Origin of the sequence: Burkholderia seminalis DSM 23518, assembly GCF_902832885.1 — a bacterium.
Lineage (GTDB): Bacteria > Pseudomonadota > Gammaproteobacteria > Burkholderiales > Burkholderiaceae > Burkholderia > Burkholderia seminalis.
The window spans coordinates 881999-895497 of the sequence record NZ_CADFDK010000002.1 but is presented as its reverse complement, the minus strand read 5'-3'; the positions used below and the strand labels follow the sequence as shown (position 1 = coordinate 895497).

The 13499-nt window shown below is 64.7% G+C and carries 12 protein-coding genes; 5 read left to right on the top strand and 7 right to left on the bottom strand.

Annotation, left to right across the window (positions count from 1 at the left end; all coding sequences use genetic code 11):
• Positions 1 to 79 precede the first annotated feature (79 nt).
• From gltA to HWX00_RS10495, 7 genes are all read right to left on the bottom strand, one after another.
• Positions 80 to 1381 carry a citrate synthase gene (gene gltA / locus HWX00_RS10525; protein ID WP_034185794.1) on the bottom strand — a complete coding sequence of 434 codons (1302 nt, stop codon included), beginning with the start codon at positions 1379 to 1381 and terminating at the stop codon, positions 80 to 82.
• 66 nt (positions 1382 to 1447) lie between these two features.
• Entirely contained in the window at positions 1448 to 1720 is a 273-nt protein-coding gene (locus tag HWX00_RS10520; RefSeq protein ID WP_011548107.1) for an FAD assembly factor SdhE, read from the bottom strand.
• A gap of 12 nt (positions 1721 to 1732) precedes the next feature.
• Positions 1733 to 2434 (bottom strand): succinate dehydrogenase iron-sulfur subunit, encoded by a 702-nt coding sequence (locus tag HWX00_RS10515; protein ID WP_011658352.1) that lies wholly within the window; start codon positions 2432 to 2434, stop codon positions 1733 to 1735.
• A 21-nt stretch (positions 2435 to 2455) separates the two neighbouring features.
• The gene (sdhA, locus tag HWX00_RS10510) at positions 2456 to 4231 is read right to left on the bottom strand and encodes a succinate dehydrogenase flavoprotein subunit (protein WP_034185793.1); all 1776 of its coding nucleotides are present in this window, start codon (positions 4229 to 4231) and stop codon (positions 2456 to 2458) included.
• Between the two features lie 3 nt (positions 4232 to 4234).
• The gene (gene sdhD / locus HWX00_RS10505; protein ID WP_011355745.1) at positions 4235 to 4603 is read right to left on the bottom strand and encodes a succinate dehydrogenase, hydrophobic membrane anchor protein; all 369 of its coding nucleotides are present in this window, start codon (positions 4601 to 4603) and stop codon (positions 4235 to 4237) included.
• Between the two features lie 4 nt (positions 4604 to 4607).
• On the bottom strand, positions 4608 to 5024 hold the full coding sequence (gene sdhC, locus HWX00_RS10500) for a succinate dehydrogenase, cytochrome b556 subunit (protein WP_034185792.1): 417 nt from the start codon (positions 5022 to 5024) through the stop codon (positions 4608 to 4610).
• 169 nt (positions 5025 to 5193) lie between these two features.
• A complete protein-coding gene (locus tag HWX00_RS10495; RefSeq protein WP_080287700.1) occupies positions 5194 to 6018 on the bottom strand; it encodes a GntR family transcriptional regulator in 825 nt (274 codons plus the stop codon).
• 288 nt (positions 6019 to 6306) lie between these two features.
• Between HWX00_RS10495 and HWX00_RS10490 the strand changes: the two genes are divergently transcribed.
• The 5 genes from HWX00_RS10490 to acnA all read left to right on the top strand — a co-directional run bounded on the left by HWX00_RS10490 (position 6307) and on the right by acnA (position 13476).
• Positions 6307 to 7293, top strand: coding sequence for a malate dehydrogenase (locus tag HWX00_RS10490; protein WP_006754984.1), 987 nt, complete (start codon positions 6307 to 6309; stop codon positions 7291 to 7293).
• Between the two features lie 185 nt (positions 7294 to 7478).
• Positions 7479 to 8486, top strand: a complete 1008-nt coding sequence (locus HWX00_RS10485; protein ID WP_059558362.1) for an HpcH/HpaI aldolase/citrate lyase family protein — start codon at positions 7479 to 7481, stop codon at positions 8484 to 8486.
• Between the two features lie 230 nt (positions 8487 to 8716).
• On the top strand, positions 8717 to 9232 hold the full coding sequence (locus tag HWX00_RS10480) for a hypothetical protein (protein ID WP_034185790.1): 516 nt from the start codon (positions 8717 to 8719) through the stop codon (positions 9230 to 9232).
• Between the two features lie 22 nt (positions 9233 to 9254).
• Entirely contained in the window at positions 9255 to 10706 is a 1452-nt protein-coding gene (locus HWX00_RS10475) for a bifunctional 2-methylcitrate dehydratase/aconitate hydratase (RefSeq protein ID WP_069705028.1), read from the top strand.
• A gap of 52 nt (positions 10707 to 10758) precedes the next feature.
• The gene (acnA, locus tag HWX00_RS10470; protein ID WP_034185788.1) at positions 10759 to 13476 is read left to right on the top strand and encodes an aconitate hydratase AcnA; all 2718 of its coding nucleotides are present in this window, start codon (positions 10759 to 10761) and stop codon (positions 13474 to 13476) included.
• Positions 13477 to 13499: the final 23 nt, after the last annotated feature.

Here is a 13499-nt window from a genome sequence, read left to right as displayed (position 1 = left end):
CGGGCGGACCCGTCGGGGTGTCGTGGCGTTGCGATTGCCCGACGCGAGCGGCCTGCCGGCCGTTCGCGCCGCACACGACTTAACGTGCGTCGATCGGCTTCGCTTCGCGCGGCGTGTCGCCGATGAACAGCTGGCGCGGACGGCCGATCTTCTGTTCCGGATCGGCGATCATTTCGTTCCACTGTGCGATCCAGCCGACCGTACGTGCCATCGCGAAGATACACGTGAACATCGACGTCGGGATGCCCAGCGCGCGCTGGACGATGCCCGAGTAGAAGTCGACGTTCGGGTACAGCTTGCGCGACACGAAGTATTCGTCTTCCAGCGCGATCTTCTCGAGCTGCATCGCGAGCTTGAACAGCGGGTCGTCGTGCAGGCCCAGTTCGTTCAGCACTTCGTAGCACGTTTCGCGCATCAGCTTCGCACGCGGATCGTAGTTCTTGTACACGCGGTGGCCGAAGCCCATCAGCTTCACGCCCGAATTCTTGTCCTTCACCTGCTTGATGAATTCGGGGATGTTGTCCGGCGAACCGATCTGCTCGAGCATGTTCAGCGCGGCTTCGTTCGCACCACCGTGCGCCGGGCCCCACAGACATGCGATACCAGCAGCGATACACGCGAACGGGTTCGCACCCGACGAACCGGCGAGGCGGACCGTCGACGTCGACGCGTTCTGCTCGTGGTCGGCGTGCAGGATCAGGATACGGTCGAGCGCGCGGACGAGCACGTCGTTGACCTTGTACTCCTCGCACGGGTTCGAGAACATCATGTGCATGAAGTTCGCGCTGTACGACAGCGAGTTCTTCGGATACACGAACGGCTGGCCGATGCTGTACTTGTACGCCATCGCGACGAGCGTCGGCAGCTTCGCGATCATGCGGATCGCCGACACTTCACGGTGACGCGGGTCGTTGATGTCGAGCGAGTCGTGGTAGAACGCGGACAGCGCGCCGACCGCGGCGACCAGGATCGCCATCGGGTGCGCGTCGCGGCGGAAACCACGGAAGAAGAAGTGCATTTGCTCGTGCACCATCGTGTGCTTCGTGACGGTGTCGACGAATTCCTTCTTCTGCGCTGCGTTCGGCAGCTCGCCCTTCAGCAGCAGGTAGCAGCTTTCGAGGAAGTCCGCGTTCTGCGCGAGGTTGTCGATCGGGTAGCCGCGGTACAGCAGCTCGCCCTTGTCGCCGTCGATGTACGTGATCGCCGAATTACAAGCCGCCGTCGACATGAAGCCCGGGTCGTACGTGAACTTGCCGGTCTGGCCGTACAGCTTGCGGATGTCGATTACGTCCGGGCCCATCGTGCCCTTGTAGATCGGCAGTTCGACGCTCGGCGAGTTGTCGCTGAACGATAGCGTGGCTTTAACATCAGACGGAGTCATGGCACATCCTCAATCGAAATAAAGAAACGGGATTCGATAACGGGCACAGCGCGTTACACCTTGGCGTTACACGTTGCGCAGCATCTCCAACAGCCGGTGAATATCCGGGCTGTCTAGGTCGCCCTCTGGTTCCTTGCGCGCGAGGAGCAAGTCCATCAGGTCGTTGTCGCTCAGATCGAGCAGGCGCGACAACGCGCCTACGTCTGCATCGGTGAGGTCATGCTCGTATCTGCCGAAGAAACGCTCGAATACGATATCGTTTTCCAGCAGACCCCGCCGCGCGCGCCAGCGAAGGCGCGCGCGACGGTGCGGGTCGGATTGATGCGAATCGTCGCTCATTGCAACCCGGCCTTAAACCGCGCGGCGGACCATCAGTTCCTTGATCTTGCCGATCGCCTTCGTCGGGTTCAGGCCCTTCGGGCAAACGTCGACGCAGTTCATGATCGTGTGGCAACGGAACAGACGGTACGGGTCTTCCAGGTTGTCGAGACGCTCGCCGGTGGCCGTGTCGCGGCTGTCCGCGATGAAGCGGTAAGCCTGCAGCAGGCCGGCCGGGCCGACGAACTTGTCCGGGTTCCACCAGAAGCTCGGACACGACGTCGAGCAGCTCGCGCACAGAATGCACTCGTACACGCCGTCGAGCTCGTCGCGTTCTTCCGGCGACTGGAGACGTTCCTTCTCCGGCGGCGGCGCGTCGTTGATCAGGTACGGCTTGATCGAGTGGTACTGGTTGAAGAAGTGCGTCATGTCGACGATCAGGTCGCGCACGACGGGCAGGCCCGGCAGCGGACGCAGCACGATCTTCTGCGGCAGGTCGTTCAGGTTCGTCAGGCACGCGAGACCGTTCTTGCCGTTGATGTTCATCGCGTCCGAACCGCACACGCCTTCGCGGCACGAACGGCGGAACGACAGCGTCTCGTCGACGGCCTTCAGCTTCACCAGTGCGTCGAGCAGCATGCGCTCATGCTGGATCTCGAGCTCGTACGTCTGCATGCGCGGCGCTGCGTCCTTGTCCGGATCGTAGCGGTAGACTTCAAAAATGCGTTTTGCCATTTCGGATTCCTTTGACTCGGCTTAGAACGTGCGCGGCTTCGGCGGCACGGATTCGACCGTCAGCGGCTTCATTTGAACCGGCTTGTAGTCGAGGCGATCGCCTTCGCTGTACCACAGCGTGTGGCGCAGCCAGTTCTCGTCGTCGCGATGTTCGTAGTCGCTGTGTGCGTGCGCGCCACGGCTTTCCTTGCGCGCTTCCGCCGACACCATCGTGGCGCGCGCCACTTCGATCAGGTTCTCCAGCTCGAGCGCTTCGACGCGCGCGGTGTTGAACACCTTCGACTTGTCCTTCAGGTGGATGTTGTCCACGCGCGCCGCCAGGCCGGCCATCTGCTCGACGCCTTCCTTCAGCAGCGCCGACGTGCGGAACACGCCCGCGTGCTTCTGCATCGTCGCGCGGATGTCGTTCGCGACGTCCTGCGTGTATTCGCCCGACGTCGACTTGTCGAGCTTGTTCAGGCGCGCCAGCGAGAATTCGCCTGCATCGGCCGGCAGCGGCTTGTGTTCCTTCTGGTTCTTCACGTGCTCGACGATGTGGTTGCCGGCCGCACGGCCGAACACCACGAGGTCCAGCAGCGAGTTCGTGCCGAGGCGGTTCGCGCCGTGCACGGACACGCACGAGCATTCGCCCACTGCGTAGAAGCCGTTGACCGGTTCCTTGTGATCGCGCGACGTGCCGACGACCTGACCGTGGATGTTGGTCGGGATGCCGCCCATCTGGTAGTGGATCGTCGGGACGACCGGGATCGGTTCCTTGATCGCGTCGACGTTCGCGAACTTCAGCGCGATTTCGCGGATCGACGGCAGACGCTTCATGATCGTCTCGGCGCCGATGTGCGACAGGTCGAGCAGCACGTGATCCTTGTTCGGACCGACGCCGCGACCTTCCTTGATTTCCTGGTCCATCGAACGCGACACGAAGTCACGCGGCGCCAGATCCTTCAGCGTCGGCGCGTAGCGCTCCATGAAACGCTCGCCGTTCGCGTTGCGCAGGATACCGCCTTCGCCGCGCACGCCTTCGGTGATCAGCACGCCCGCGCCGGCCACGCCGGTCGGGTGGAACTGCCAGAACTCCATGTCCTGCAGCGCGATGCCCGAACGCGCGGCCATGCCGAGGCCGTCGCCGGTGTTGATGAACGCGTTGGTCGACGCCGCGAAGATCCGGCCTGCGCCGCCCGTCGCGAACAACGTCGTCTTGCCTTCCATGATGTAGACGTCGCCCGTCTCCATCTCGAGGGCCGTCACGCCGAGCACGTCGCCTTCCGCGTCGCGGATCAGGTCGAGCGCCATCCATTCGACGAAGAACTGCGTCTTCGCTTCGACGTTCTGCTGGTACAGCGTGTGCAGCAGCGCGTGACCGGTACGGTCGGCGGCCGCGCACGCGCGCTGGACCGGCTTCTCACCGTAGTTCGCGGTGTGGCCGCCGAACGGACGCTGGTAGATCGTGCCGTCCGCGTTGCGGTCGAACGGCATGCCGAAGTGCTCGAGTTCGTACACGACGTTCGGCGCTTCACGGCACATGAATTCGATCGCGTCCTGGTCGCCGAGCCAGTCGGAACCCTTGATCGTGTCGTAGAAGTGGAAGTGCCAGTTGTCTTCGCTCATGTTGCCGAGCGACGCACCGATACCGCCCTGCGCGGCCACCGTGTGCGAGCGCGTCGGGAACACCTTCGACAGCACGCCGACCGACAGGCCCGCGCGCGACAGTTGCAGCGCTGCGCGCAAGCCCGAGCCGCCCGCGCCGACGATCACCACGTCGAACTTGCGGCGCGGCAGGTTAGTTTTGATTGCAGCCATTCTTTACACTCTCCAGAGAATCTGCGCGGCGTAGCCCGCACATGCGAGCAGCCAGACGATGGTCAGCGATTGCAGCAGCAGGCGCACACCGACGGGCTTCACGTAGTCCATCCAGATGTCGCGCACGCCGACCCATGCGTGGTAGAAGAGGGAAAGCAGCATCACGAAGGTCGCGAGCTTCATCCATTGCGCGGCGAAGATCGATGCCCAGCCTTCGTACGAAAAATCGTGCGCGCCGAAGAACAGGACGAGCAGAATGACCGTGTAGACCGCCATGATGGTGGCGGTGATGCGCTGCGCGAGCCAGTCGCGCAGGCCGTAGTGAGCGCCGACGACGAGGCGCTTCGAGCCGATTCGGTTATTGGCTGCCATTTTCTTAGAATGCTCCGAACAGTTTGAGTGCCATGGCGATCGTCAGCGCGATCGAGACGACAAAGACGACGACGGCCGTCCGCTTGCCGCCTTCCTTCGTGACGGCGTCGTGGTTGACGTCCATCAGCAGGTGGCGAATGCCGGCGCAGAAATGGTGGAAGAAGGCCCACGACAGTGCGAGGACGATCAGCTTGACGATGATGTTGGAGAGGAAAGCCTTGAAGACTTCGAAGCTGAGCTCGGACGTGAGGCTCTGGTCGAAGAGGAACAGCAGGAACGGCAGGAACAAGAACAGCAGCGCGCCGCTGACTCGATGGAGAATCGACAATATCGCCGCCAGCGGCATGCGATATTTCATCGTGATATCGCCGAATCCGATGTTCCGGTATTCCGGCCTCGGCTTTCTTACTGCATCAGTCATGCTAGACCCCTACTATGTTGTCACACTAATCCGCGATTTTAGCGCCTTTTTATATCGCGCTGCAGCGAAAGTCTGCTCTGGATAGTTGCGCGAACACGAACAAAGGCGGCCCGAAACGTGCTTCGCGAGCGTGGGAATCGCGAACGCACTCGGCTTGAGCCGAAGCTGCTCAACTCAAGTCATTCTGATAGTAGTACCCGGTTGTGACATACCAGCCGCGACGCACTTCCACCGGCCGGTCCCCGTATGTATAGGACACGCGTTCGACCGACAGCAACGGGAAACCCGCGGGCACATGCAGCAGGTCCGCCACCGACGGCTCCGCCGCGACCGCGCGGATCTTCTCCGTCGCGCGGATCATCCGCGTGCCGAATTCCGTCTCGAACATCGCGTAGAGCGGCCCCTTGTACTCGCTCAGCCGCTCGAACGTGAGCCCGCGGAACATCGCGCCCGGCAGCCAGATCTCGTCGAGCACCGTCACTTCGCCGTCGAACTCCAGCAGCCGGCGCACCTGCACGACCGGGTCGGCCGGCTTCAGGTCGAGCTGCCGCGCGATCTCCGCCGGCGCACGCAGGCGGCGGCATTCGAGCAGGCGGCTCACGTGCGGGTGTTCGGCGCCGTCGTCGGCCAGCAGACGCAGGAAGCGGAACTGCGCGCGATCCTCGTTGTGCGTTGCAACAAAAGTACCCTTGCCCTGCCGCCGGACCACGAGGTTTTCGGCGGCCAGCTCGTCGATCGCCTTGCGAACGGTGCCCTGGCTGACCTTGTAGCGGGCCGCGAGCTCCACTTCGCTCGGAATGATCTCGCCCGGCTTCCATTCGCCGGATTCGAGACTTTGCGTGATCAATGACTTAATCTGCTGGTATAACGGGCTGAACGTCGGCGACGGCGACGCCGCGGGCGAAGGTGCGGGATCGCCCGCGCCCGGCTGCCCTGGGCCGCCTGCGCCGGTCTGATTCGCGGTATTCGCCTGGTTCGATGTCATGGCGCGCATTTCATCACAAACCGCACTTTTTCGTCCACTCAATTTCCGCAAAACATCTGTCTTATATAAGACATATGATACCGTTTGACTTTGCGCGTGACGGCTCCTACACTCCCGGTCGAGCAAGGGTTCGCGGGTGCAACAGCGCGTCCCCGGCTACGTGCCACGGCCGTCTCCAGGTTCACCGCGTCTGCCATCGCGAGTCCTCCGCCCTGCTTCAATGCAACGCTACGCACAACGCGCATAGAATGGCGTTTTCGCTCGCGTCCAACGCTTCATCCGTCCTGGAGATTTTCAATGGCTAAGCCCGCAAAGCGCGTTGCCGTCACCGGCGCCGCAGGTCAAATCGCTTACTCCCTGCTGTTCCGCATCGCGAACGGCGACCTGCTCGGCAAGGACCAGCCGGTCATCCTGCAACTGCTCGACCTCCCGCAAGCCCAAGCCGCCGTCAAAGGCGTCGTGATGGAACTCGACGATTGCGCGTTCCCGCTGCTCGCGGGCGTCGTGATCACCGACGATCCGAAGGTCGCATTCAAGGATGCCGACGTCGCGCTGCTGGTCGGTGCACGTCCGCGCTCGAAGGGCATGGAGCGCAAGGACCTGCTGTCGGCGAACGCTGAAATCTTCACGGTTCAGGGCGCCGCGCTGAACGAAGTCGCGAGCCGCGACGTGAAGGTGCTGGTCGTCGGCAACCCGGCGAACACGAACGCCTACATCGCGATGAAGTCGGCGCCGGATCTGCCGAAGAAGAACTTCACGGCCATGCTGCGCCTCGACCACAACCGCGCGCTGTCGCAGCTCGCCGCCAAGTCGGGCAAGCCGGTCGCGTCGATCGAGAAGCTCGCCGTGTGGGGCAACCACTCGCCGACGATGTACCCGGACTTCCGCTTCGCGACCGCCGAAGGCGAATCGCTGCTGAAGCTGATCAACGACGACGTGTGGAACCGCGACACGTTCATCCCGACCGTCGGCAAGCGCGGCGCGGCGATCATCGAAGCGCGCGGCCTGTCGTCGGCGGCGTCGGCGGCCAACGCGGCGATCGACCACGTCCGTGACTGGGTGCTCGGCACGAACGGCAAGTGGGTCACGATGGGCATCCCGTCGGACGGTTCGTACGGCATCCCCGAAGACATCATCTACGGTGTGCCGGTCGTCTGCGAAAACGGCGAGTACAAGCGCGTCGAAGGCCTGGAAATCGACGCGTTCTCGCGCGAGAAGATGGACGGCACGCTGGCCGAGCTGCTCGAAGAGCGCGACGGCGTCGCCCACCTGCTGAAGAACTAAGCATCACGCGCCGGTGCCGGGCGGCCCTCGGGCCACCCGGTTTCGGCCCGGGCCGGCCAGCCGCCGGCCCGGCCGAACGATCCGATCCGCGCACGTTTTGCCGCCCCGCGCCCACGGCGCACCGGCCCAGAACCTGCCCGAATCCGATTTTCTCCACGCTGACACGCTCCCCTGACGTCGAACAGATGGCCGCGCTCACTCCTGCACAAGTGCTGTACGACGGGGCGTCCCCGCCCGCGATCCTGCCCTGCTGCGATCATTACGCGGGCAGCGAAAAGCTGATGCGCAAGTCGCTCGCGCTGCAGGCCGAACTGGGTCCCGTATTCGACATCACGCTCGACTGCGAGGACGGCGCCGCCGTCGGCCAGGAAGCCGCGCATGCGGCGCTCGTCGCCGACTTGCTCGGCAGCGACGAGAACCGCTTCGGCCGCGTCGGTGTCCGGATCCACGACTTTTCCCACCCGCACTGGCGCGACGACGTCCGCATCGTGCTGCGCGCCGCGCGTGCACCGGCCTACATCACGCTCCCGAAGATCGCGGCCGCGGCCGATGCCGCGGAAATGACCGCATTCATCGAAGGCACGCGCCGCGAGCTCGGCATCGCGCAGCCGATCCCGGTGGACGTGCTGGTCGAGACGCACGGCGCGCTGGCGCAGGCGGCCGCGCTCGCCGCGCTGCCGACGGTCGGCACGCTGAGCTTCGGTCTGATGGACTTCGTCTCTGCGCACCATGGCGCGATTCCCGATTCCGCGATGCGCTCGCCCGGCCAGTTCGACCATCCGCTCGTGCGCCGCGCGAAGCTGGACATCGCCGCGGCCTGCCACGCGCACGGCAAGACGCCGTCGCACAACGTGACGACCGAGGTGCGCGACATGGGCGTCGTGGCCGGCGATGCGCGCCGGGCGCGCGACGAATTCGCGTTCACGCGGATGTGGAGCATCCACCCCGCGCAGATCCGCCCGATCGTCGACGCGTTCGCGCCGCGCACCGACGAGGTCGCGCTGGCCGCCGAGATCCTGCTGGCCGCGCAGGCGGCCGACTGGGGCCCGACGCGCCACGGTGATACGCTGCACGATCGCGCGAGTTATCGCTATTACTGGTCGGTGCTGCGCCGGGCGCGCGCCACCGGCCAGCCCGTTCCGGCCGAGGCCGCGCCGCTGTTCGGCCCGGCCGCCGCGGGCGGCGCGCCTTGAGCGCGCGCCGCCGGCCGAACCACGCGTTTCATGCATTCGCCGGGACGCAAGCCGGACAGAGGTTTGCGAAACGACAAAAAACGTAACGGAGCCCGAAAACCTGATATCTGCGCGGCCAAATAGGTGAAAATAGCGGCCGCTGCGCGCTTTCGGGGCGCGTGCAGTTTCAAACCGGCCGGCGGTTTCGATTGCCGGCCCTTGTCAACTGATTATCGAAAGGTTCTGACTCCATGAAGAAACTCCTGATCGCTACCGCCATCGGCGCCTTGTCCGCCACGATGCTGGTGTCGGCTCCGAGCGCGTTTGCCCAGGGTACGGCCACCACGACCGCGAAAAAAGCCACGGCCAAGCGCCCGGCACCGGCCAAGCGCATCATCCCGCGCAGCAAGAAGGCGCAGGCGCGCGCAGCGGCCAAGGTCGATCCGGTACCGGACGGCGCGGTCAAGTGGTCCTGTAAGGAAGGCCTGTCGTTCGATCTCGCCGGCGACATGAAGCGCGACCAGGTCGTCACGGTTCACTGGGCGAAGAAGAACTACAAGCTGCCGCGTCAAGCCACGACGACGGGCGCCGACACGTTCTACGATCCGGCAGCAGGCTTCAAGCTGGTCGTGATCCCGACCAAGGCGATGCTGTTCTCCGACGCCAACGGCGGCGAGCGCCTCGCGGACGAGTGCGTGACGCCGGAAATGGCGCAAGGCACGCCGGCACCGACGCAGTCGAACGAACTGAAGCCGGCAACGAACTAAGCGCGTTCCCCTCGGCCCCTCGATGTCCGCCCCGGTCTCCAACGTCCGCCCTGCTCCGGATACGGTACTCGTCGATATCGTCGACTACGTGCTGAACACCGGCATCGACAGCGCGCTCGCGCTGGAGACGGCGCGTCATTGCCTGATCGACACGCTCGGATGCGGACTCGAGGCGCTGTCCTACCCTGCCTGCACCAAGCTGCTCGGCCCCGTCGTGCCCGGCACGATCGTGCCGAACGGCGCGAAGGTGCCCGGCACGTCCTTCCAGCTCGATCCCGTCCAGGCCGCATTCGACATCGGCGCGATGATCCGCTGGCTGGACTTCAACGACACCTGGCTCGCCGCCGAATGGGGCCATCCGTCCGACAACCTCGGCGGCATCCTGGCGACGGCCGACTGGCTTTCCCGCACGGCCGTCGCGGCCGGCCGGAAGCCGCTCCCGATGCGCGACGTGCTGGTCGCGATGATCCAGGCCCACGAGATCCAGGGCTGCCTCGCCCTCGAGAATTCGTTCAACGCGGTCGGGCTCGACCACGTGCTGCTCGTGAAGGTCGCGTCCACGGCCGTCGTCGGCCGGCTGCTCGGGCTCACGCGCGACGAGCTGATCAACGCGGTGTCCAACGCGTTCGTCGACGGCCACGCGCTGCGTACCTACCGCCACGCGCCGAACACCGGTTCGCGCAAGTCGTGGGCGGCCGGCGACGCCACGTCCCGCGCGGTGCGCCTCGCGCTGATCGCGAAAACGGGTGAAATGGGCTACCCGTCGGCGCTCACCGCGCAAACCTGGGGCTTCTACGACGTGCTGTTCGGCGGCAGGCCGTTCCGCTTCCAGCGTCCGTACGGCACGTACGTGATGGAAAACGTGCTGTTCAAGATCGCGTTCCCCGCCGAATTCCATGCGCAGACGGCCGCCGAGGCCGCGCTGCAGTTGCATGCGCGGCTCGCCGCGGCGGGCCGCACGACCGACGACATCGGCCGGATCACGATCCGCACGCATGCGGCCGCGATCCGCATCATCGACAAGCAGGGCCCGCTCGCCAACCCGGCCGACCGCGACCACTGCATCCAGTACATGGTCGCCGTGCCGCTGCTGTTCGGCCGGCTGACCGCCGCCGACTATGAAGATTCGGCCGCGGCGGACCCGCGCATCGACGCGCTGCGCGCGAAGACCGTGTGCGTCGAGGATCCGCAGTTCACGAAGGATTATCACGATCCGGACAAGCGATCGATCGCGAATGCGCTGACGATCGAATTCACGGACGGATCGAAGCTTGCCGAAGTGGCGGTCGAATACCCGCTCGGCCATCGGCGGCGCCGCACGGACGGCATCCCGCTCCTGGTCGACAAGTTCAGGACCAACCTCGCCCGCCGTTTCCCGGCCAAGCAGCAACAAGCGATTCTCGACGTGTCGCTGGACCAGGCAAAGCTCGAAGCGATGCCGGTCGATCAGTACGTCGATCTGTATGTGATTTAGCCGTCATCTACAGGACACGTAGTTTCCTAGCCTTAAACCCAGGAAAATCACCATGGCCCACAATCTCCACAAGACCCTCAAGGAATTCGACAGCGGTTCCGGCAAAGGCAAGTTCTACTCGCTGCCGCAACTCGGCAAGGAGCTGAAGACGAAGATCGAACGCCTGCCGGTGTCGATCCGTATCGTGCTCGAGTCCGTGCTGCGCAACTACGACGGCAAGAAAATCACCGAAGAGCACATCGAGCAGCTCGCGAACTGGAAGCCGACCGCGAAGCGCGTCGACGAGATTCCGTTCGTCGTGTCGCGCGTCGTGCTGCAGGACTTCACGGGCGTGCCGCTGCTCGCCGACATCGCGGCCATGCGCGGCGTCGCCGAGCGTACGGGCAAGAACCCGAAGAAGATCGAGCCGCTGGTCCCGGTCGATCTCGTCGTCGACCACTCGGTCCAGATCGACTACTTCCGCCAGAAGGACGCGCTCGACCTGAACATGAAACTGGAATTCCAGCGCAACAACGAGCGCTACCAGTTCATGAAGTGGGGCATGCAGGCATTCGACACGTTCAAGGTCGTGCCGCCGGGCGTGGGCATCGTCCACCAGGTGAACCTCGAATACCTCGCGCGCGGCGTCCACAAGAAGACGGACGGCGGCGACACCGTGTATTACCCGGACACGCTCGTCGGCACCGACAGCCACACGACGATGATCAACGGCATCGGCGTGGTCGGCTGGGGCGTGGGCGGCATCGAGGCGGAAGCCGGCATGCTCGGCCAGCCGGTGTACTTCCTGACGCCGGACGTCGTCGGCGTCGAGCTGAAGGGCCGGCTGCGCGAAGGCGTGACGGCCACCGACCTGGTGCTGACGATCACCGAAATGCTGCGCAAGGAGAAGGTCGTCGGCAAGTTCGTCGAGTTCTTCGGCGAAGGCACGAAGTCGCTGTCGCTGCCGGACCGCGCGACGATCGGCAACATGGCGCCGGAATACGGCGCGACGATGGGCTTCTTCCCGGTCGACGAAAAGACGATCGACTACTTCGAAGGCACGGGCCGCACGAAGGCCGAAATCGCCGCGTTCGAAAACTACTTCAAGGCGCAGAAGCTGTTCGGCATCCCGAAGGCCGGCGACATCGACTACACGAAGGTCGTGACGCTGGATCTGGCGACGGTCGCCCCGTCGCTGGCCGGCCCGAAGCGCCCGCAGGACCGCATCGAGATCGGCAACGTCAAGTCGACGTTCACCGACCTGTTCTCGAAGCCGGTCGCGGAAAACGGCTTCGCGAAGAAGGCGGACGACCTGGGCACGCAATACACGACGAGCAACGGCGTCGACGTGAAGAACGGCGACGTGCTGATCGCCGCGATCACGTCGTGCACGAACACGTCGAACCCGAGCGTCCTGCTGGCCGCCGGCCTGCTCGCGAAGAAGGCCGTCGAAGCCGGCCTCACGGTCGATCCGAAGATCAAGACCTCGCTCGCGCCGGGATCGCGCATCGTCACCGAGTACCTGACGAAGACGGGCCTGCTGCCCTACCTGTCGAAGCTCGGCTTCGAAGTCGCGGCCTACGGCTGCACGACCTGTATCGGCAACGCGGGTGATCTGACGCCGGAACTGAACGAAGCGATCACGAAGAACGACATCGTCGCGGCAGCCGTGCTGTCGGGCAACCGTAACTTCGAAGCGCGCATCCACCCGAACATCCGCGCGAACTTCCTCGCGTCGCCGCCGCTGGTCGTCGCGTACGCGATCGCCGGCAACATCACGCGCGACCTGATGACGGAACCGGTCGGCAAGGGCAAGGGCGGCCGCGACATCTATCTCGGCGACATCTGGCCGACGAGCGAGGAAATCCACGCGCTGCTCAAGTTCGCGCTCGACCCGAAGAAGTTCGAGGACAACTACTCGAAGCTGACCAAGAAGGGCGACCTCTGGAGCAAGATCGAGGGCGAATCGGGCCAGGTCTACGACTGGCCGAAGTCGACGTACATCGCCGAGCCGCCGTTCTTCGGCAACGACTTCTCGATGGAGCCGGCCGCGTCGATCCCGACGGTCAAGGGCGCGCGCGCGCTGGGCATCTTCGGTGACTCGGTCACGACCGACCACATCAGCCCGGCAGGCTCGATCAAGGAAGACTCGCCGGCAGGCAAGTGGCTGAAGGAAAACGGCGTGCAGAAGGCCGACTTCAACAGCTACGGCTCGCGCCGCGGCAACCACGACGTGATGATGCGCGGCACGTTCGCGAACGTCCGGATCAAGAACCTGATGATTCCGGCGAAGGCGGACGGCACGCGCGTCGAAGGCGGCCTGACGATCCACCAGCCGAGCGGCGAACAGCAGTCGATCTACGACGCGGCGATGCAGTACGTCGCCGCCGGCACGCCGACCGTCGTTTTCGCGGGCGAAGAGTACGGCACGGGCTCGTCGCGCGACTGGGCCGCGAAGGGCACGCAACTGCTCGGCGTGAAGGCCGTGATCGCACGCAGCTTCGAGCGGATCCACCGCTCGAACCTGGTCGGCATGGGCGTGCTGCCGCTGCAGTTCAAGGGCGCGGACAGCGTCCAGTCGCTCGGCATCACCGGTGAAGAAACGTACGACATCGAAGGCCTCGGCGACGACTTCAAGCCGCAGCAGGACGTCACGCTCGTGATCCACCGCAAGAACGGCGAAACGCAGCGCGTGCCGGTGCTGCTGCGCATCGATACGCCGATCGAAGTCGACTACTACAAGCACGGCGGGATCCTGCCGTTCGTGCTGCGCTCGCTGCTCGCCGCGTAAGCGCCCTGCCTTTGCAGGTGCCG